The organism is Methylobacterium sp. E-016 (genome assembly GCF_022829745.1).
Classification (GTDB): Bacteria; Pseudomonadota; Alphaproteobacteria; order Rhizobiales; family Beijerinckiaceae; genus Methylobacterium.
Genome location: NZ_JAKSYF010000062.1, coordinates 139,771 through 157,955, shown reverse-complemented (window position 1 = coordinate 157,955; position 18,185 = coordinate 139,771). Strand labels below are relative to the sequence as shown.

Annotated in this window: 20 protein-coding genes; 14 read left to right on the top strand and 6 right to left on the bottom strand. The window is 72.9% G+C overall.

Going from position 1 to position 18,185, the window contains the following annotated elements:
- The 3 genes from MKK68_RS06290 to MKK68_RS06280 all read right to left on the bottom strand — a co-directional run.
- The coding region (locus MKK68_RS06290; RefSeq protein ID WP_244029309.1) for a mannose-1-phosphate guanylyltransferase/mannose-6-phosphate isomerase at nucleotides 1-1,241 on the bottom strand (1,241 nt) is incomplete at its 3' end.
- 157 nt (nucleotides 1,242-1,398) lie between these two features.
- Nucleotides 1,399-3,198, bottom strand: coding sequence for a nucleotide pyrophosphatase/phosphodiesterase family protein (locus MKK68_RS06285; RefSeq protein ID WP_244029307.1), 1,800 nt, complete (start codon nucleotides 3,196-3,198; stop codon nucleotides 1,399-1,401).
- Nucleotides 3,199-3,344: 146 nt separating this feature from the next.
- A complete protein-coding gene (locus tag MKK68_RS06280) occupies nucleotides 3,345-4,016 on the bottom strand; it encodes a metal ABC transporter permease (protein WP_244029305.1) in 672 nt (223 codons plus the stop codon).
- A 222-nt stretch (nucleotides 4,017-4,238) separates the two neighbouring features.
- On the opposite strand from MKK68_RS06280, the gene MKK68_RS06275 reads away from it, so the two are divergent.
- From MKK68_RS06275 to MKK68_RS06235, 9 genes are all read left to right on the top strand, one after another.
- The gene (locus MKK68_RS06275) at nucleotides 4,239-5,555 is read left to right on the top strand and encodes a LarC family nickel insertion protein (protein WP_244029303.1); all 1,317 of its coding nucleotides are present in this window, start codon (nucleotides 4,239-4,241) and stop codon (nucleotides 5,553-5,555) included.
- Nucleotides 5,552-6,382 carry an adenine nucleotide alpha hydrolase gene (locus tag MKK68_RS06270; RefSeq protein WP_244029301.1) on the top strand — a complete coding sequence of 277 codons (831 nt, stop codon included), beginning with the start codon at nucleotides 5,552-5,554 and terminating at the stop codon, nucleotides 6,380-6,382. Before MKK68_RS06275 ends, MKK68_RS06270 begins: the two co-directional genes overlap by 4 nt.
- On the top strand, nucleotides 6,379-7,059 hold the full coding sequence (gene larB / locus MKK68_RS06265; protein ID WP_244029299.1) for a nickel pincer cofactor biosynthesis protein LarB: 681 nt from the start codon (nucleotides 6,379-6,381) through the stop codon (nucleotides 7,057-7,059). Before MKK68_RS06270 ends, larB begins: the two co-directional genes overlap by 4 nt.
- A gap of 32 nt (nucleotides 7,060-7,091) precedes the next feature.
- A complete protein-coding gene (locus tag MKK68_RS06260; RefSeq protein ID WP_244029297.1) occupies nucleotides 7,092-8,207 on the top strand; it encodes an aldo/keto reductase in 1,116 nt (371 codons plus the stop codon).
- An 82-nt stretch (nucleotides 8,208-8,289) separates the two neighbouring features.
- Nucleotides 8,290-8,892 carry a HupE/UreJ family protein gene (locus tag MKK68_RS06255; protein ID WP_147859046.1) on the top strand — a complete coding sequence of 201 codons (603 nt, stop codon included), beginning with the start codon at nucleotides 8,290-8,292 and terminating at the stop codon, nucleotides 8,890-8,892.
- A 178-nt stretch (nucleotides 8,893-9,070) separates the two neighbouring features.
- Nucleotides 9,071-9,631: an iron transporter gene (locus MKK68_RS06250; protein ID WP_405042906.1), complete on the top strand. Its 561-nt coding sequence runs from the start codon at nucleotides 9,071-9,073 to the stop codon at nucleotides 9,629-9,631.
- A 2-nt stretch (nucleotides 9,632-9,633) separates the two neighbouring features.
- The gene (locus tag MKK68_RS06245; protein ID WP_244029295.1) at nucleotides 9,634-10,014 is read left to right on the top strand and encodes a cupredoxin domain-containing protein; all 381 of its coding nucleotides are present in this window, start codon (nucleotides 9,634-9,636) and stop codon (nucleotides 10,012-10,014) included.
- A gap of 3 nt (nucleotides 10,015-10,017) precedes the next feature.
- A complete protein-coding gene (locus MKK68_RS06240) occupies nucleotides 10,018-11,421 on the top strand; it encodes a 4Fe-4S binding protein (protein ID WP_244029293.1) in 1,404 nt (467 codons plus the stop codon).
- Between the two features lie 40 nt (nucleotides 11,422-11,461).
- Nucleotides 11,462-12,286 (top strand): FTR1 family protein, encoded by an 825-nt coding sequence (locus MKK68_RS06235; protein ID WP_147859047.1) that lies wholly within the window; start codon nucleotides 11,462-11,464, stop codon nucleotides 12,284-12,286.
- A 102-nt stretch (nucleotides 12,287-12,388) separates the two neighbouring features.
- Here the strand turns inward: MKK68_RS06235 and rplS are convergent, their stop codons facing one another.
- Complete coding sequence (gene rplS / locus MKK68_RS06230; RefSeq protein WP_147729513.1) at nucleotides 12,389-12,784, bottom strand: 50S ribosomal protein L19; 396 nt, start codon at nucleotides 12,782-12,784, stop codon at nucleotides 12,389-12,391.
- A 284-nt stretch (nucleotides 12,785-13,068) separates the two neighbouring features.
- Between rplS and MKK68_RS06225 the strand changes: the two genes are divergently transcribed.
- The 4 genes from MKK68_RS06225 to MKK68_RS06210 all read left to right on the top strand — a co-directional run bounded on the left by MKK68_RS06225 (nucleotide 13,069) and on the right by MKK68_RS06210 (nucleotide 16,034).
- Entirely contained in the window at nucleotides 13,069-13,635 is a 567-nt protein-coding gene (locus tag MKK68_RS06225) for a NifU family protein (protein WP_147729514.1), read from the top strand.
- 189 nt (nucleotides 13,636-13,824) lie between these two features.
- Nucleotides 13,825-14,514, top strand: a complete 690-nt coding sequence (tsaB, locus tag MKK68_RS06220) for a tRNA (adenosine(37)-N6)-threonylcarbamoyltransferase complex dimerization subunit type 1 TsaB (RefSeq protein WP_147844002.1) — start codon at nucleotides 13,825-13,827, stop codon at nucleotides 14,512-14,514.
- A gap of 115 nt (nucleotides 14,515-14,629) precedes the next feature.
- The gene (locus tag MKK68_RS06215) at nucleotides 14,630-15,151 is read left to right on the top strand and encodes a GNAT family N-acetyltransferase (protein ID WP_147844003.1); all 522 of its coding nucleotides are present in this window, start codon (nucleotides 14,630-14,632) and stop codon (nucleotides 15,149-15,151) included.
- Between the two features lie 7 nt (nucleotides 15,152-15,158).
- On the top strand, nucleotides 15,159-16,034 hold the full coding sequence (locus MKK68_RS06210) for a lysophospholipid acyltransferase family protein (protein ID WP_147729195.1): 876 nt from the start codon (nucleotides 15,159-15,161) through the stop codon (nucleotides 16,032-16,034).
- 6 nt (nucleotides 16,035-16,040) lie between these two features.
- Here the strand turns inward: MKK68_RS06210 and MKK68_RS06205 are convergent, their stop codons facing one another.
- The gene (locus MKK68_RS06205) at nucleotides 16,041-16,340 is read right to left on the bottom strand and encodes an addiction module antidote protein (RefSeq protein ID WP_147729194.1); all 300 of its coding nucleotides are present in this window, start codon (nucleotides 16,338-16,340) and stop codon (nucleotides 16,041-16,043) included.
- Nucleotides 16,337-16,597 carry a type II toxin-antitoxin system RelE/ParE family toxin gene (locus tag MKK68_RS06200; RefSeq protein ID WP_409567179.1) on the bottom strand — a complete coding sequence of 87 codons (261 nt, stop codon included), beginning with the start codon at nucleotides 16,595-16,597 and terminating at the stop codon, nucleotides 16,337-16,339. The genes MKK68_RS06205 and MKK68_RS06200 overlap by 4 nt, the downstream gene beginning before the upstream one ends.
- Before the next feature lie 148 nt (nucleotides 16,598-16,745).
- On the opposite strand from MKK68_RS06200, the gene miaB reads away from it, so the two are divergent.
- The gene (gene miaB / locus MKK68_RS06195; RefSeq protein WP_147729193.1) at nucleotides 16,746-18,128 is read left to right on the top strand and encodes a tRNA (N6-isopentenyl adenosine(37)-C2)-methylthiotransferase MiaB; all 1,383 of its coding nucleotides are present in this window, start codon (nucleotides 16,746-16,748) and stop codon (nucleotides 18,126-18,128) included.
- The last annotated feature ends 57 nt before the right edge of the window (nucleotides 18,129-18,185 follow it).

Below are 18,185 nucleotides of genomic sequence, written 5' to 3'. Positions count from 1 at the left end.
GCCGCGGCCTTCAGCACCACCCAGTACATGGGGCGGTGTCGATGCTTCTGCAGCGACGGGCGCCCGCCCGGCGTCACCATGATGCGCTTGACCTGGAAGAGCTCGCCGATGTCGACCCTCTGGTACCAGCCCCAGGGCCGGTACATCCGCCGGTGCGCGTCGGCCTCCGGATGGGACCGGGCCCGCAGCACCCCGACCAGCTCCTTGAACCGTCCCGACTGCGCCTTCGCGGCGACCAGCACCGCGTCGGGGGTCGCCACCACCACCACGTCGTCGAGGCCGACCACCGTGGTCAGCCCCTCGCCCTCGCTGTGCACCAGACTGTTGGTGGTGCCCAGCACCTCGACCCGGCCGCGCACCGCGTTGCCGGCGGCGTCCTGCGGCAGCACCTGCCAGACCGCGTCCCAGGTGCCGACGTCCGACCACGGGAACGATACCGGCAGCACGCCGGCGCGCGTCGTGCGCTCCATCACCGCGTAGTCGATCGAGATCTTGGGCGCCTGCCCGAACGCCGCCGCGTCCAGGCGGACGAAGTCGAGGTCGACGCCGGCCCGCTCCAGCGCCGCGCGGGCGGCGGAGAGCACCGCGGGCGCGTGCGCCTCGAGCTCGGCCAGCATCAGGTCGGCCCGGAACAGGAAGTAGCCCGAGTTCCACAGGGCGCCCTCCGCGATCAGCGCGGCGGCGCCCTCCGCATCCGGCTTCTCGACGAAGCGCGCCACCGCGAAGGCGCCCTCGGCCTCCGGCAGCGCCCCCCCGCGGCGGATGTAGCCGTAATCGGTCGCCGGGCGCGTCGGCTCGATGCCGAGCGTCATGGTGTAGCCGGCCCGCGCGCCGACCGCCGCCGTGCGCACGGCGGCGGCGAAGGCCGGCACGTCGCCGATCACGTGGTCGGCGGCCATGATCAGCACCACCGCCTCCGGGTCTGCCTTGGCCGCGTGCAAGGCCGCCACCGCCACGGCGGCGGCCGAGTCGCGCCCCTCCGGCTCCAGGATGATGTCGGCGGACATCCCGGCCTGGGCCAGCTGCTCGGCGACGATGAAGCGCGACTCGGCCGCCGCGATCACCGCCGGCCGGGCGAAGACCGCCGCGTCGCCCACCCGCCGCGCGGTGGCCTGGAACGTCGATTCCGACGCGTCCACCAGCCGCGCGAACTGCTTGGGCATGCTCTCGCGCGATACCGGCCACAGCCGCGTGCCCGAGCCGCCGCACAGGATCACGGGCAGGATGCGGACGGTGCTCATCGGACGACTCCTGTTCCTGGGACCGGGCCGCACGGCCCGGTCTCGGCGAACCCACGGTAGCGCCCGCGCCGCCGCGAGGCGACTCGATGCCGGTCCGGCCGGCCGCGAATCCGTCGTGATGGCAAACGCCCGGCGTCGGGCGCCTCGGCCGGCGGCCTCACTCCAGCCCGAACGTCCGCCCCGGGAACCCGGCCGCATCGAAGTAGCGCTGGTCCCCGACCTGCTGGAAGCGCAGCACCGTGGTCAGGCCCGCCGGCGACGGTTCCGAGCGGAGCGTGCCGGCCTGCGCCTGCGGCACCGGCGCCTCCCGCATCGCCTCCCGCATCGGGCGGCCGATCAGGCGGCCCTTGGCGGGGATCTCGAGCTTGAGCAGGGCGGCGAGCGTCTGCCCGACATCGGCGTTGCTCACCGGCAGCGGGTCGACGAAGCCGGCCTTGAAGCTCGGGCCGATCGCGGCCATGAAGTTGTGGGTGTCGGCCCGGCTGAAGCTGCCGTGCATGCCCTGGCCCTGCTGCAGCGCCGTGTCGGCGACCTCGACGACGCAGGTCTCCGGGTTGGCGCAGCCGGTGCTGTACGAGCGGAAGTTGACGACGATCGCCGGCGTCGGCGTCGCGGCCTCGCCCTTCAGGTTCACCGCCGAAAGCGGCAGCGTGCCGGGGAAGCGCCCGAGCGCGTCGTCGACGAAGAGGCCGCTGACGTAGTCCTGCGCCAGGAGCGCCGCGATCGTGCGCGCGGCGAGCGCCGTGTCGCCCTTCGGCAGGTAGACGAGGTCCGAGCCGCCGTTGACCGCGACGACGAGGTCCGGCGCCTTCGGGTCGGGGCCGAGCAGGGCGTTGCCGAGCTTCGGCCGCTGGCCGGCGAGGACGGGGGCGGCGCTCGCATCGGGCTCGTGCAGCGGCAAGCCGAGGGCGGCCGCGAGGTCGAGCGCGAGGAAGCCCGGCGGCAGCTGCCCCGCGGGCACGCCGGGAAGCGCGGTCTTCGCCGACGGGCTCGTCGCGCTCTCCTTCGAGATGGTCGAGAAGCCGTGGTCGGCGGCGACGACGATGTCGGTGGTGTCGGCCAGCCCGAGCGCGTCCAGCGCCCGGCGCAGCGCCGCGAGGTTGTCGTCGGCGTTGCGGATGCCGGCGAGCGAGGTCGGCCCGTTGATGCCGGGCACGAGCTTGCCCAGGCTGTCGCCGTGGTTGTGCTGCACGGCGTCCGGATCGCGCGACCAGTAGACCAGCACGAACGGTTTTCCGCGGGCCTTGAACAGCGGCAGCACGACCTTCGTGGCGACGTCGACGAAGTAGGCCTGCTGCGCGACGTTGGCGACCAGCGTGCCCGGCGTCGTCGCGTCGCCGGCCTTGCCGTTCTCCCCGCGCGAGGGGGCGGCCAGCGGCAGGCCGCCGGCCGCCAGCAGGCCCCGCATCTCGGCGCTGAAGTGGATGCCGCGCGCCGAGCCGGTGTCGTCGTCGACGATGATCGTCGGGGCGCCGTCGCGGCTGGTGTTGTCGAAATTGAGGGTCGGCCCGAGCTTGCCGATCGCCGCGGTGCTGATCCCGGCCTTGGCGGCGGCCCGCAGCACCGTCTCCTCGTTGAGCCAGTCGCCGTTGAAGAAGCCGTTCATCTCGCCGAGCACCGCATCGTTCTCGACGAAGGGCGTCACCGTCCCGTTCTGCGCCGCGACCGGCTTGCCGACGTAGATCGTGTTCGAGAAGTCGCCGGTGTCGCCGAGGTGGTGGCCGGTCGCCATCGCCGAGCCGTTGGCGGTGGTGAAGGTCGGGAACAGCGAATGGCTGTTGGCGAGGTTCACGCCCTGGTCGCGCAGCGCCGCCATGGCGGGCGCGGTCTCCGGGGTGACCATCCCGGCGCGCATCCCGTCGGGGACGAACAGGATCACGTTGCGGGGGCGCTCGGCCGCCGCGGCGGCGGTGCCGAGCAGGCCGGCGACGATGACGCCGTTGAGGATCGCACGCATCGCCGTCGTCTCCTGAAGCGCCGGCTGGAACGCGGCTCGGGGCCGCTTCTCCCCACGTCCCCATGACGTCCGTGTGACGACGAACGCGGGCGGGGCGGCGGGCGGGTCGGAATCCCCGGCCCGCCCGCGCGATCGGGGCGCGACGCCTACATCGGCGGTGTCAGCCCGTCCTTGCCGACGGCGACCCGGCGGGCGCTCAACGCGCTGCCGTCGCGGGCCGCGGTGACGAAGGCCTTGGCGCCGGGCTTCAGGACCGCCCGGTCGGCCGGCTCGAAGGTCACCACCGGCACCTGGAGCGGCACGACCACCGTCTGCGCGCCGTCCTTGTAGGTCACGGTCAGCGTGCGCTCCCCGCCGCCGGCGGCGCTGGCCGACACGGTGCCGTTGGTCATCGCGCTCTTCACCCGGGGGGCCGGGGCGTCGGCCTTGACCGTGCCGTTGGTCATGGCGCTCTTCACCCGGGCGCCGCCGGCGGTGGTGTCGGGGATCGCGTCCCAGCCGTAATGGCCCTCGCCGGTGCCGCGCATGGCTTCGGGGAACAGCACGACCTCGATCGCGGTGCGCGGGCTCTCGCCCTTGGTGGCGGCGCCGATGAAGGTGCCCTCCTTCACGTCGTCGAGGCTGGCCTTGACCACCGAGACGAACTTGGTGTCGTCGCCGAGCGCGATCGTCTCCGACACGCCGTCGATGGTCTTCAGGGTGATCGCGCCGGGCGCGACCGCCTCGATCGTGCCGCGCAGGCGCTCGACGACCGGGGCGGCCTGGGCGCCGCCGATCGACAGGAGGCCGGCGAGGGCGAGAAGCGGGAGGCGTGTCATGAGGGTCCTGTCGTTGGGAAGGCCCGACCATCCGGCACGATCGTCCGAAAGCCTGCGGCTGCGGCCCGACCGCTATCATGCCGGCGCCGGGCCCGGCACCCGCTGGCCGGCGCGGCCATCCGCCTCGCCGGGGCTCGGCCGCGGGGCCTTGCCGCGAAACCTTTCCGGCCGATCTGGTGTTCGAACCGACGGGCCTTTCGCCCGCTCCACCATCGGACAGGCATGCAGATCCACCTCGACGCGGTCGGCGGCATGGCCGGCGACATGTTCGTCGCCGCCCTCCTCGACGCCTTTCCCGAGCACGCCGAGGGCGTGTCGGCGAGCGTCCGCGCGGCGAGCCGGGCGGGCGTCGCCTGCCGCGTGCTGCCGCACAACGACGGCGTGCTCCAGGGCAGCCGCTTCCTGGTCTCCGGGCCCGGCGAGCCCGGTCCCGCGCCGCAGGGCGCGGACCGGCACGCGCACGGCCATCACGCGCACGGCCCCCACCATCACGATCCTGCGCACGGCTCGTCGCACGCCCACGCCCACGCCCACGCGGGCGACCACGGTCACGATCACCGCCCGTGGTCCGAGATCCGCGTCGCGCTCGAACGCGCCGATCTCGAAGCGGCGGTGCGCGGGCACGCGCTCGCGATCTTCGGCCACCTCGCCGAGGCGGAGGCGCGCGTGCACGGCATCGCGGTCGAGCAGGTGGCGTTCCACGAGGTCGGCGCCTGGGATTCGATCGCCGACATCGTCGCCGCCGCCCACCTCGTCGCCGCGCTCGGCGCCACGCGATGGAGCGTCGGCGCCCTCCCCCTCGGCTCCGGGATGGTGCGCACGCAGCACGGCCTGCTGCCGGTACCGGCCCCGGCGACCGCGCTGCTGCTCGACGGCTTCCCGACCCGCGACGACGGCGTGCCGGGCGAGCGGGTGACGCCCACCGGCGCCGCGATCCTGCGCCATCTCTGCGGCGGGGCCGGATCGGCGCCGAGCGGCCCGCGCCGTCTCGGGCGCTCCGGCGTCGGCTTCGGCACCAGGCGCCTGCCCGGCCTGAGCAACTGCGTGCGGGTGCTTGCCTTCGATGAAGCGGCGCCGGAGACGCATCCGGACCATCGCACGATTGCGGTGATCGAGTTCGAGGTCGACGACCAGTCCGGCGAGGACTTGGCCATGGGGCTCGACCGCCTGCGGATGCGGGACGACGTGCTCGACGTCGTGCAGATGCCGGTCTTCGGCAAGAAGGGCCGGATGATGGTGCATGTCCGCCTGCTCGCCCGCGCCGACGCCCTCGATGCCGTGGTCGCCGCGTGCTTCTCCGAGACCGCGACGATCGGCCTGCGCCACGCGCTCGTCGCCGGCCGCGCCCTGCCCCGCCGGGCCACGACCGTCGCGGTCGAAGGCCGGGACGTGCGGGTCAAGCTCGCGGAGCGGCCGGGCGGGCCCACCGCCAAGGCCGAGGCCGACGACGCCCGGTCGCTTGGCGGCCACGCCGCCCGGGCCGCCCTGCGCCGCGAGGCCGAGCGGATCGCCCTCGAGAGCCCGGAGCTGACGTCGTGAGCGCCCTTTCCACCCGGCTCGAGGCCGTCCTGCGCGAGATCGGGTCCGTCGCCGTGGCGGTGAGCGGCGGCGTCGACAGCCTGACGCTGGCGGCGCTCGCCCATCGCGTGCTCGGCGCCGACGCCGCGCTGATGGTGCATGCCGCCTCCCCCGCCGTGCCGGCGGAAGCCACCGCCCGCGTCCGCGCCGAGGCGGCGCGCGCCGGCTGGAGCCTGCGGGTGATCGAGGCCGGCGAGTTCTCCGATCCGGCCTATCGCGCCAACCCGGTGAACCGCTGCTTCTTCTGCAAGACCAATCTCTACGGCGCGATCCGCGGCGTCACCGACCGGCCGATGGCCTCGGGCGCCAACCTCGACGACCTCGGCGAGTACCGGCCCGGCCTCGACGCCGCGGCCGGCTACGGCGTCCGCCACCCCTACGTCGAGGCCGGCCTCGACAAGGCGGCGGTGCGGCGGCTGAGCCGCGATCTCGGCCTCGGCGCGGTGGCCGAGCTGCCCTCCGCCCCCTGCCTGTCGAGCCGGGTCGAGACCGGCATCCGCATCGAGCCGGAGGTGCTGGCCTTCATCCACGCGGTCGAGCGCCGCGTCGGGGCCGCGCTGGCGACCCGGGCGGAGCCGGGCCGCGCCGTGCGTTGCCGCGTGCGCGCCGCGGGGATCGTCGTCGAGCTCGATCCGGCGAGCCTCGCGGCGCTCGATGCCGGCGGCCGGGACGCGCTCGAAGGCTGGATCGCCGCGCAGGCACCGGGACGCCTCGCCGCGAACGCGATCCGCTTCGAGCCCTACCGCACCGGCAGCGCCTTTCTCGTCGGCGGCGGGGCCCGGGCATGAGCGTTTCCGACGAGTTCACCCTGGATTTCGCCCGCGCCGACCGGATCGGCCTCGAGGAGGCGGTGTTCTGCGCCGGCAAGTCCGCCGCGCAGATCGACGCGATCCTCGCTGCCGCGGCCGAGCGGGAGGCGCGCTTCCTCCTGACCCGCCTCGACGCGGACAAGCACGCCGCCCTGCAGGCGGCCCACCGCGTGGCGCTGGATTACTGCCCGGTCTCGCGCACCGCCGTCTTCGGTGCTGCCCGTCCGGTCGAGGGGCCGGCCCGCATCGCCGTGGTCGCGGCCGGCACCTCCGACGTGCCGGTCGCCCGCGAGGCGCTGCGGACGCTGGCCTACCAGGGTTGCGCGGCGACCCTCGTCGCCGATGTCGGCGTCGCCGGCCTGTGGCGGCTGACGCGCCGCCTCGACGAGATCCGCGCGCACCCGGTGGTGATCTGCGTCGCCGGCATGGACGCGGCGCTGCCCAGCGTGCTCGGCGGCCTCGTCGCCGGCGCGGTGATCGGCGTGCCGACCTCGGTCGGCTACGGCGTCGCCGAGGGCGGCCGCACGGCGCTCGACGCGATGCTCGCGAGCTGCGCCCCCGGTCTCGCGGTCGTCAACATCGACAACGGCTACGGCGCGGCCTGCGCCGCCCTGCGCCTGCTCCACACCGCCGAACGCCTCCGGGCGGCCGGCTGAACCGATCCGTCGCCCGAACTCAGGAGAATCCCATGGAACGCCGCAGCTTCCTTCAGAGCGCCGTCGTCGGCGCGGGCCTCGCCGCAGCCGGCGGCAGCACCGCCACCGCGGCCGTCGACCCGACGGCCCTGCCCGGCAATCGGCCGTCCGATCTCGCGAGCCTCCCCCTCGTCACCGATCCGGGCGAGCGCCGCGGGGAGATGCTCTATCGCGCCTTCGGGCGCCATTCCGACAAGATCTCGGCCATCGGCATGGGCGGGTTCCACCTCGGCAAGAGCGCGGTAACGGACGACGAGGCGACGCGGCTGATCCACCAGGGGATCGAGCGCGGCATCACCTTCATGGACAATTGCTGGGACTACAACGAGGGCCGCTCCGAGCTGCGCATGGGCGCGGCGCTGCAGGAAGGCAGCCGGCGCGACAAGGTGTTCCTAATGTCCAAGATGGACGGGCGCACCAAGGAGGAGGCGACGAAGCAGATCGACGCCTCGCTGCACCGCCTGCGCACCGACCGAATCGACCTCGTCCAGCACCACGAGATCCTGCGTTACGACGACCCGGACCGGGTCTTCGCCGAGGGCGGCGCGATGGAGGCCTTCGTCGAGGCGAAGAAGGCGGGCAAGCTGCGCTACATCGGCTTCACCGGGCACAAGGACCCGCGCATCCATCTGCAGATGCTGGAGGTCGCCCACGAGCGCGGGTTCCAGTTCGATTCGGTGCAGATGCCGCTCAACGTCATGGACGCGCATTTCCGCTCGTTCGGCCACCTCGTCCTGCCCTACCTCGTGCAGAACGGCATCGCCGCGCTCGGCATGAAGACCTTCGGCGACGGCGTCATCCTGAAGAGCGACGCGCCGATCAAGCCGATCGAGTACCTGCATTTCGGCCTCAACCTGCCGGTCTCGGTGCTGATCACCGGCATCCAGAGCCAGCGCGACCTCGACCAGGCGTTCGAGGCGGTGAAGACCTTCCGGCCGATGGACAAGGCGGCGGTCGCCGAGCTGCTCGGGCGCAGCCGCCCCTACGCGCTCGAAGGCAAGTACGAGCTGTTCAAGACCAGCGCGACCTTCGACGGTACCGCCAAGAACGCGGCGTGGCTCGGGGAGGACGTCCCGGGGGTGAAGACCCTCGCCCCGACGATGGAGTGATTTTTGCCAGGGTGTCGGTGACCCCTGGCGCCCGCCGCCTATCCATCCGATGATCGACCCGACCAGACCGTCAGGACACCCCATGAAGCGTCTCGCCGCCCTCGCTCTTCCCGCCCTCGTCCTGCTGCCGCAGGCCGCGCTCGCCCATCCCGGCCACGGCGAGGCCGCGGGCCTCGTGCACGGCTTCCTGCACCCGGTGAGCGGAGCCGACCACGTCCTCGCCATGGTCGCGGTCGGGCTGCTGGCGGCCCTGCGCGGCGGCCGGGCCCTGTGGGCGCTGCCCGCGGCCTTCCTGGCGCTGATGGCGGCGGGCGCCGGGCTCGGCATGGCGGGCGTCGAGGTCTCCGGCCTCGGCCTGCCGGTGGCCGAGACCGGGATCGCCCTGTCGGTGGTCGCCTTCGGCCTCGCGGCCGCGTTCGGCCTCCGGCTTCCGGTCGCCGCGCTCGGCGCCCTCGTCGGCGGCTTTGCCGCGTTCCACGGCTATGCCCACGGCGCGGAGATGCCCGAGACCGCCTCCGGCCTCGTCTACGGCCTCGGGTTCCTCGCCGGCACCGCCCTGCTCCACGCCGCCGGCCTCGGCCTTGGCCTGGCGATCGCGGCCGGCACCCGCCGTACGGTCATGGCTCCCATGCTCGGCGGCGCGGTGGTCGCCTCCGGCGTCGTGCTGCTCGCAGGGCATTTCTAAGTCGAGACCTCCGGCGGGGCAGGCACCCGCCGGAGTTCGAGCTTCCGAGATCTATGATTCATCTTTCAAGCCGGCTGATTTTCACCAACCTGGACTTTATAGTTCCCAGTTTGGAACGATTATGATTTGAGCATGTGACGAACAAGCCTCTTCCAATTTCGGCGCGGCCGGGTATGCGATGCATCCCATGCGCGCGCTCCGTCTCACCCTCCCCCTGCTCGCCGGCCTGGCCGGCCTCACCGCCTCCGCGGTCGCCAAGGAGATCCCCGTCGGGCCCCACGTGACCCAGAACGGTCTCGAGGTCGCGGCGGTGTACCTGCAGCCGATCGAGATGGACCCGCCCGACATGATGCGCGCGGCGGCGCAGTCCGACCTGCACCTCGAGGCCGACATCCGCGCCGCCAAGGACAACCGCAACGGCTTCGCCGAGGGCGACTTCGTGCCGTCGCTGACCGTGACCTTCGAGGTGGTGAAGCTCGACGGCGACAAGCCCACCGACCAGAAGGTCTCGGGGCCGCTGATGGGCATGGTCGCCAACGACGGCCCGCATTACGGCGACAACGTCAAGCTGTTCGGGCCGGGCCGCTACCGCCTCAAGCTCACCGTGGCGCCCCCCGGCCCGCACGCCCATTTCGGCCGCCACGTCGACAAGGAGACCGGGGTGGCCGAGTGGTTCAAGCCGTTCGACATCACCCAGGACTTCACCTTCGCCGGCATCGGCAAGAAGGGCGCGTACTGAGGATGCGGGCCGCGACCGGTCTTCCCGCCCGCTGGGCGCTGCTCGCCCTCGCACCGCTTCTCCTGGCGCCGCTTCTCCTGGCGCCTCGGGCCGCGCGCGCCGACGACATGCCCGTGATCAAGGTCGAGATGAAGGACGGCGTGATCCTGCCCGCGATCATCGAGGTTCCGGCCAAGACCCGCTTCAAGCTGGAGATCTCGAACACCGGAACCTCGCCGGTGGAGTTCGAGAGCCTCGAGCTGAAGCGCGAGAAGGCGCTCGCCGCCGGCTCGACCTCGTCGATCATCTTCCGCACCCTCGATCCTGGCAGCTACGACGTCTTCGACGACTTCCATCCGGAGGCGAAGGCGACGCTGGTGGCCAAGGACTCGTTGGCGAAGTAGCCGGTGGCCGGCGCGACCCTCAGCCCCGGCCGGGAGGCCTGGATCGACGGACGCCTCGCCGACTTCGGCGACTGGCTCCGCCGGCACGGCGGCGTGCTGCGCACCATCCAGTGGGCGGTGGTCGGCATCTACGTCGTGCTCGTGGCCGTGCCTGCCTTCCTGCCGCTGCCCGACCGCGGCGCCCATCTCTGGTCGAACCTGACGCTGGCGGCGCAATTCGCGTTCTGGGGCATCTGGTGGCCGTTCGTGCTGCTCAGCATGGTCATCGCCGGGCGCGCCTGGTGCGGGGTGCTGTGCCCCGAAGGCACGCTCACCGAGTTCGCCAGCCGGTGGAGCCTCGGCCGCGCCGTGCCGCGCTGGATCACCTGGGGCGGGTGGCCGTTCCTGGCGTTCGCCGGCACCACGGTCTACGGCCAGATGGTCAGCGTCTACGGCTACCCGAAGCCGGTGCTCGCCGTGCTCGGCGGCTCGACCGTGGCGGCGATCCTCGTCGGCGCCGTGTACGGGCGCAACAAGCGGGTGTGGTGCCGCTACCTCTGCCCGGTCAACGGCGTGTTCGCGGTGCTCTCCAAGCTCGCGCCGGTGAGCTTCCAGGTCGACGGCGCCGCCTGGAGCGCCTCGCCGAAGCCGAAGCCGGGGCAAGGCTTCAACTGCGCGCCCCTCGTGGCGGTGAAGACCATGCGCGGCTCGGGCGCCTGCCACATGTGCGGGCGCTGCAGCGGCTATCGCGGCGCCGTGCGGCTGGCCCGCCGTTCGCCCAACCACGAGATCGTCCACGTGGCCGGCGACGAGCCCTCCCTCGACCAGACCGTGCTGATCCTGTTCGGCATGATGGGCCTCGCCGTTGGCGCGTTCCAGTGGTCGTCGAGCCCCTGGTACATCGACGGCAAGCAGTGGCTCGCCACCTGGCTGATCGAGCGCGGCGTCACCTGGCCGCTGGAGACCTCGGCGCCGTGGTTCGTGCTGACGAACTACCCCGAGCACAACGACGTGCTCACCCTCCTCGACGGCGCGATGCTGCTCGCCTACATCGTCGCCGCCTGCCTCGGCATCGGGCTCGCGCTGACCGGCCTGGTCGCGCTCGCGACCCGCGCGGGCGGGCCGTGGTCCACCGCCCGCTTCCACCACCTGACGCAGGCGCTGATCCCGATCGCCGGCTGCGGCGTCTTCCTCGGCCTCTCGGCGCTCACGGTCACCTTCCTGCGCGGCGAGGGCTTCGTCCTGCCCTTCGTCGACGAGGTCCGCGCCGGCCTCCTCGGCGGGGCCAGCCTGTGGAGCCTCTGGCTGGCCTGGCGGATCGCCGGCCTGTCGGCCGGCGGCCCGCGCCGGGTCGCCACAACCCTGTGCATCGGTGCCGCCGCGGGCCTCGCGGTGGCGAACTGGGCGCTTCTGTTCTGGATCTGGTAGCGCGCGAGCGCCCCATCAACGCGAAAGCCGGGATATCCGCATGATCGGAGCCTTCGTCATCGCCTTCCGCGAGGTCATCGAGGCGGGCCTCATCATCTCGATCGTGCTGGCGGCCACCCGCGGCATTCCCGGGCGCGGCCGCTGGGTCGCGCTCGGCATCGTCGGGGGCCTGGCCGGCGCCGCCCTCGTCGCGCTGTTCGCCGAGAAGATCTCGGACGCGTTCGAGGGCGCGGGGCAGGACCTGCTCAACGCCGCCGTGCTCATCGTCGCCGTGCTGATGCTGGTCTGGCACAACACCTGGATGGCGGCCCACGGGCGCGAGCTCGCGGGCGAGCTGCGGGCGGCGGGCGAGGCCGTCCGCTCCGGGCAGCGCACCGCGGCGGCGCTGGCGCTGGTCGTCGGCGCGGCGATCCTGCGCGAGGGCGCGGAGCTGGTGCTGTTCCTCTACGGCCTCGTCGCCTCGGGGGCGTCGGGGGCCGACCTGCAGGCCGGGGCGCTCGCCGGCGTCGGCGCAGGCGCCCTGCTCTCGGGCATCAGCTATTTCGGCCTCGCCGCGATCCCGAGCCGCTACGTGTTCTCGGTGACGAGCGCGCTGATCATCTTCCTCGCCGCCGGCCTCGCGGCGCAGGCGGCGCAGTTCCTGTCGAACGCCGGCATCGTCACCGGGCTCGACCAGATCCTGTGGAACTCGTCCGGCCTGATCCCGGAGAACGGCTGGCCGGGCCGCGTGCTGCACGCGCTCGTCGGCTACACCGACCGCCCGACCGCGCTCCAGGGCATCGTCTACGTCGGCACGATCCTGGTGATGGTCGGGCTGATGCAGGTGACCGCCTCGAGCAAGCGCCGGGCCCTGCGCACCGCCTGAGCGCCTCGGCCGGCACGCAACCGCGGCAACGAAAAGCCCGCCGCGATCGGATCGCGGCGGGCTTTTCTCGTCGCGTCCGCTCCCCGTACGGGGAGGCGCGGACTACTCGGCGGCGGCCGGCGCGGCCTTCGCCTTGCCCTTGTTCTTGTCGGTGCGCTCGGCGATGCGGGCGGACTTACCGCGGCGATCGCGCAGGTAGTACAGCTTGGCCCGGCGTACCTTGCCGCGGCGCACCACCTTGATCGAATCGATCAGCGGGCCGTGGACCGGGAACAGGCGCTCGACGCCCTCGCCGTAGGAGATCTTGCGGACGGTGAAGCTCTCGTTGAGGCCGCCGCCGGAGCGCGCGATCACCACGCCCTCGTAGGCCTGGACGCGGGTGCGCTCGCCTTCCTTGACCTTGACGTTCACGATCACCGTGTCGCCGGGCTGGAAGTCGGGGATGGTCTTGTTCAGTCGAGCGACTTCTTCCTGCTCGAGCTGCTGGATGATGTTCATGAATAGCTCCGGCCGTCGCGCCGCGCTGCCCCGGATGGGCTTGCGGGCGTCAGGATTTCGGCATCCTGTTTTGAGTTGGCGCCGCGATACACCAAGCCCACGCGCTTGTCGATTGCCGGCCGCGCCCGTCGATTGCCGGCGGCGATTGCCCATTGCCGGCGGGGCCCGTCGATTGCCCGCCCCGGTTGAGAAAATCCGGTCCGCGGTCCACATGGAGGATGGCGCGAGACGCGCCGTTCCCGGCCGGCCTTGAACCGGCGCAGCGGACGAGGATCCTGTCAGACATGTTCATCCAGACCGAAGCGACCCCGAACCCCGCCACCCTGAAGTTCCTGCCCGGCCGGGTGGTGCTGCAGGAGGGCACCTTCGAGGCCAAGGACGCGGACGGCGCCGCCCGCTCGCCCCTGGCGCAGCGCCTGTTCGACGTGCCCGGCGTCGCCGGCGTGTATTTCGGCCACGACTTCATCTCGGTGACCAAGGCCGACGGCGTCGACGAGTGGCCGCAGGTCAAGCCGGCCCTTCTGGGCGCGATCATGGAGCACTTCCAGTCCGGCGCGCCGGTGATGGCGGAAGGCTCCGCGCAGGCCGACGACGACGCCGAGGAATTCTACGACGCCGCCGACCACGACACCGTGGTGACGATCAAGGACCTGCTCGAGACCCGCGTGCGCCCGGCGGTGGCGGGCGACGGCGGCGACATCACCTTCCGCGGCTACAAGGAAGGCGTCGTCTACCTGGAGATGAAGGGCGCCTGCTCCGGCTGCCCGTCCTCGACCGCGACGCTCCGGCACGGCGTGCAGAACCTGTTCAAGCACTTCCTGCCCGAGATCCGGGAAGTCCAGGCGGTCTGAGACCGGCGCTTCGAAATCGCGGCGCTTCGGGTGCGCGCCCAGCCGGCACCCGAAGCGCCTTTGCAACACCTTCTCCCGAACCGCGCGCCGACGGCCGCCCCGCACTGACGGGCGCGGCCGTTTTGGCTTAGGCTCGCGGCTTCCTTCAGAGGGCGGACGGGAGCGAAGCCCCGGCGAACGGGAGTGGGCGTGCATATCCTGGCCATCGACACGGCACTCGAGCTCTGCTCGGCCTGCGTCGCGACCGAGGCGGCCGACGGGTCCGTCGATCTGCTCGCGCAGGAATCCATGACGCTCGCCCGCGGCCACGCCGAGGCGCTGCTGCCGCTGGTCGAGCGGGTGATGGCCCGGTTCGAGGCCGGGTTCGAGGGCCTGTCCCGCGTCGCCGTCACCGTCGGCCCCGGCAGCTACACCGGCCTGCGCGTCGGCCTGTCGGCGGCCCGCGCCGTCGGCCTCGCCGCCGGCATTCCCGTGGTCGGGGTCACCACCCTCTCGGCGCTGCTGGCGCCGCAGCTGGCGCTGAACGGCGACGGCCTGATCGCCGCCGCGATCGATGCCCGCCACGGTGCGGTCTACCTCCAGGCGATGAGCGCGGGCGACGGCATCGTCGTGCCGCCGACGCACCTGCGCCTCGAGGAGGCCGCCGACCGGCTCGGGGCCGGCCCCGTCACCCTCGTCGGCTCCGGTGCCGCCCTCCTGGCGGCCGTGCTCCGGGCCCGCGGGATCGCGGTCGACGTCGCGGGCGCCGGCGGGCCCGACATCGCCTGGGTCGCCTCGCTCGGCCTGGTCGCCGACCCGGCCCAGGCCCTGCCCCGGCCGATGTACCTGCGCGGGGCCGACGCCCAGCCGCAGGACCACGCGCGGATCGCCCGCCGATGACACGCAAGCCTCATCGCTCGGACCGTTCCAGCGGACTTCGGCCGCCGGCAAGCGCGAAGGCGCGCCGCCGATGCGGCGGATCGCCCGCGATGCGGCGGCATCGAGGGCCACAGGCATGAGCCGCCCGGTCTCGCCCTTCTGGCCGCTGGAATGGTGGCTCGCCTGGTGGGAGGCCTGGGGCCCCGAGCCCTACGTCGCGCCCTTGCGCGAGGCCGACCAGGCGCGCACGCTCGCCCGGCTCCACGCCACCGCCTTCGCGCGGCCCTGGGACGCGCACGAGTTCGAGCGGATGCTGTGCGAGCGCGCGACGCAGGGGCACGCCCTGTGGCGGGCCGGCGCGATGCAGGGCTTCATCCTGTCCCGCAAGGTCGCCGACGAGGCCGAGATCCTCACCGTCGTGCTGGCGCCCTCCGCCCGCGGCGGCGGCCTGAGCCATCGGCTGCTGCGCGAGCATCTCGGGCACCTGGCGCTGATCGGCGTCGCGCAGGTCCACCTGGAGGTCGACGAGGGCAATGCGCCCGCGCTCAAGCTCTACGCCCGGCACGGGTTCACCCGGGTGGGCACGCGGACCGGCTACTACGCGCAGGCCGACGGCAGCCGCGCGACCGCGCTCACCATGCGCGCCGACCTGACGTGAGCGCCCGGTGACGCGCGTCGGGGTGGCCCTGCGCCTGGTCGTCTGCGCGCTGGCCTTCGCGCTGCTCGCCGGTCCGCACTGGCTGGCCCTGCGCTTCGGCGAGCGCCGCGGATGGGGCCTCGCGCCGGCGCTGTTCCACCGGGTGTTCCTGGCCCTGTTCTCGGTGCGCGTGACGCAGAGCGGCACCCCGCCCCGCCCCGGCGAGGCCGCGCTGGTGCTCGCCAACCACGTCTCCTGGCTCGACATCATCGCCGTCGGCTCGCTGCGGCCGCTCTCCTTCGTGGCGAAGTCCGAGATCGCCGGCTGGCCGGTGATCGGCACGCTCGCCGCCCTCCAGCGCACGGTGTTCATCGACCGGGCGCGGCGCGGCGCGACCGCGACCGTCAACGCCGCGATCGGCGACCGGCTGGCGCGGGGCGAGCTCGTGGTGCTGTTCGCCGAGGGCACCACCGGCGACGGCACCCGCCTGCTGCCGTTCCGCTCCTCGCTCGTCGGCGCGGCGCGGGCCGCGATCCAGGCGCGAGGGGCCGACGGCGGCCTCGACCGCATCCGCCTGCAGCCCCTGGCGATCACCTATCCGCGCCGCAACGGCCTGCCCGTGGGCCGGGCCGAGCGCCCCGAGATCGCGTGGTACGGCGACATGGACCTCGCCCCCCATCTCGCCCTGTTCTTCGAGCGCGGGCCGATCGACGTCCACGTGGTCTGGGGCCAGCCGATCGCCTTCGAGGCCGGCACCGACCGCAAGGCCGTCACGGTCCAGGCCGAGGCCGCCGTCCGCGCCGCGATGAAGGGCCCGGGGGCGATGCAGGGCCACGCGGGGGTGCCGGGCCACGCGCCCGCCCGGCCGCTGCCGGGCCTCACGGACGGCACGGCGGCCGCCTGAATCCCGTCAGGCCGGTTCGGTCGCGTGCGGCACGGTCGCCGTCAGCCGCAGGTTCATCGCCCTCAGGACGCGCACCGTCGTATCGAGGCTCGGATTGCCCTCCTCGGAGAGGGCCTTGTACAGGCTCTCGCGCGACAGGCCGGAGGTGCGGGCGATCCGCGTCATGCCGCGGGCGCGGGCGGCGACGCCGAGCGCGTGGCGGAAGAGCGCCGTGTCTCCTTCCTCGAAGGCCGCGGTGAGGTATTCCGCCAGCGCCTCGTCGGTCTCGAGATAGTCTGCCGAATCGTAGGGCTGCGTCTCGGTCATCCGCCGTCTCCATCCTTCAGATCTGCGGCCAGCGCCCTGGCCCGCACGATATCCCGTTGCTGGCTGCCCTTGTCTCCGCCGCAGAGCAGAACGATCAGGGCTTCGCCGCGACGGATGAAGTACAGTCGGTAGCCAGGTCCGTAATCGATGCGCATCTCGCTCACCCCGGAGCCGACCGGCTTCGCGTCGCCGGCATTGCCCAGAGCGAGACGGTCGATCCGGATCGCGATCCGCGCCTTGGCACGCGGATCCCGCAAGGCGCCGAGCCAAGCATCGAAATCAGCCGTGCGTCGGACCGGAATCCTAAATGTTCGTATTCTATAGGATACGGACTGGCAAGCGCTCGGACCGGGTCGCGACGGCGGGCCGGATCTATGATAGAGGCGTGCCGCCTCGGCCGCAGAGATGTTCGCGCGCCGTATCCCAAGGAACCCGGGACCCGACGCGGTGTCGAAAAAAGCCTTCGTCAAATCCTACGGCTGCCAGATGAACGCCTACGACGCCGCCCGCATGGCGGACGTCCTGGCCGAGCAGGGGTTCTCCGCCACCGACGCCGTCGAGGAGGCGGACGTGGTGGTGCTCAACACCTGCCACATCCGCGAGAAGGCGGCCGAGAAGGTCTATTCCGAGCTCGGCCGGCTGCGCGTGCTCAAGGACGCGCGGAAGCTCGAAGGCCGCGACACCCGCATCGTCGTCGCCGGCTGCGTCGCGCAGGCGGAAGGCTCCGAGATCCTGCACCGCGCGCCCGTGGTGGACGTGGTCGTCGGGCCGCAGAGCTACCATCGGCTGCCGGACCTGCTCGCCCGCTCGCATGCCAGGCGCGTGGTCGACACCGAATTCCCCGTCGAGGACAAGTTCGACCACCTGCCGGCGCGCCGCACCGCGGGCGTCTCCGCCTTCCTCACGGTGCAGGAGGGCTGCGACAAGTTCTGCGCGTTCTGCGTGGTGCCCTACACCCGCGGCGCCGAGGTCTCGCGTTCCGTCGCCGCCGTCGTCGCGGAGGCGGAGAAGCTCGCCGCCGGTGGGGTCCGCGAGATCGGCCTCGTCGGCCAGAACGTGAACGCCTATCACGGGCTCGGGGCCGACGGCGGCGCGGCGACGCTGGCCGATCTGATCCGCGCGGTGGCGCGCGTGCCGGGCATCGCGCGGATCCGCTACACCACGAGCCACCCCAACGACATGGGCGACGACCTGATCGCGGCCCATGCCGAGATCCCGGCGCTGATGCCCTACCTGCACCTTCCGGTGCAGTCGGGCTCCGACCGGATCCTGTCCGCGATGAACCGGCGCCACACCGGGGACGCCTACCGGCGGATCATCGACCGCGTCCGCAGGGCCCGCCCCGACATCGCCCTGTCCTCGGACTTCATCGTCGGCTTTCCCGGCGAGACCGACGCCGAGTTCGCCGACACGATGCGGCTCGTCTCCGACATCGGGTTCGAGAGCGCCTATTCCTTCAAGTACAGCCCGCGCCCCGGCACGCCGGCCGCCGAGCGCAGCGACGCGGTCCCGGAGGACGTGATGACCGGCCGCCTGCACGCGCTGCAGGCGCTGCTCGACGCGCAGCGCCACGCGTTCCAGCGCGCGGCGGTGGGGCAGGTGGTCGAGGTCCTGGTCGAGAAGGCCGGCCGCAGGCCCGGCCAGGTCGCGGGCAAGACGCCGCACCTGCTCGCCGTTCAGTTCGACGCCCCCACCTCCCGTATCGGGCAGGTCGTGCCCGTGCGCATCGTCGAGGCGGGGACCAACAGCCTGTTCGGCGCGGCGATCGAGGCCGCGGCGGCCGCGTAGGGCGGCGGGCCGGGCGATGAAGGGAGTGTTCGTGGCGTCATTCGACGGAACGGCCGG

Excerpts from the sequence above, each read along its gene's own strand:
- MKK68_RS06285 (WP_244029307.1), bottom strand. The coding sequence starts at position 3,198 with ATGCGTGCGATCCTCAACGGCGTCATCGTCGCCGGCCTGCTCGGCACC.
- MKK68_RS06280 (WP_244029305.1), bottom strand. The coding sequence starts at position 4,016 with ATGACACGCCTCCCGCTTCTCGCCCTCGCCGGCCTCCTGTCGATCGGC.
- MKK68_RS06275 (WP_244029303.1), top strand. The coding sequence starts at position 4,239 with ATGCAGATCCACCTCGACGCGGTCGGCGGCATGGCCGGCGACATGTTC.
- larB (WP_244029299.1), top strand. The coding sequence starts at position 6,379 with ATGAGCGTTTCCGACGAGTTCACCCTGGATTTCGCCCGCGCCGACCGG.
- MKK68_RS06260 (WP_244029297.1), top strand. The coding sequence starts at position 7,092 with ATGGAACGCCGCAGCTTCCTTCAGAGCGCCGTCGTCGGCGCGGGCCTC.
- MKK68_RS06255 (WP_147859046.1), top strand. The coding sequence starts at position 8,290 with ATGAAGCGTCTCGCCGCCCTCGCTCTTCCCGCCCTCGTCCTGCTGCCG.
- MKK68_RS06250 (WP_405042906.1), top strand. The coding sequence starts at position 9,071 with ATGCATCCCATGCGCGCGCTCCGTCTCACCCTCCCCCTGCTCGCCGGC.
- MKK68_RS06245 (WP_244029295.1), top strand. The coding sequence starts at position 9,634 with ATGCGGGCCGCGACCGGTCTTCCCGCCCGCTGGGCGCTGCTCGCCCTC.
- MKK68_RS06235 (WP_147859047.1), top strand. The coding sequence starts at position 11,462 with ATGATCGGAGCCTTCGTCATCGCCTTCCGCGAGGTCATCGAGGCGGGC.
- rplS (WP_147729513.1), bottom strand. The coding sequence starts at position 12,784 with ATGAACATCATCCAGCAGCTCGAGCAGGAAGAAGTCGCTCGACTGAAC.
- MKK68_RS06225 (WP_147729514.1), top strand. The coding sequence starts at position 13,069 with ATGTTCATCCAGACCGAAGCGACCCCGAACCCCGCCACCCTGAAGTTC.
- MKK68_RS06215 (WP_147844003.1), top strand. The coding sequence starts at position 14,630 with ATGAGCCGCCCGGTCTCGCCCTTCTGGCCGCTGGAATGGTGGCTCGCC.
- MKK68_RS06205 (WP_147729194.1), bottom strand. The coding sequence starts at position 16,340 with ATGACCGAGACGCAGCCCTACGATTCGGCAGACTATCTCGAGACCGAC.
- miaB (WP_147729193.1), top strand. The coding sequence starts at position 16,746 with ATGTTCGCGCGCCGTATCCCAAGGAACCCGGGACCCGACGCGGTGTCG.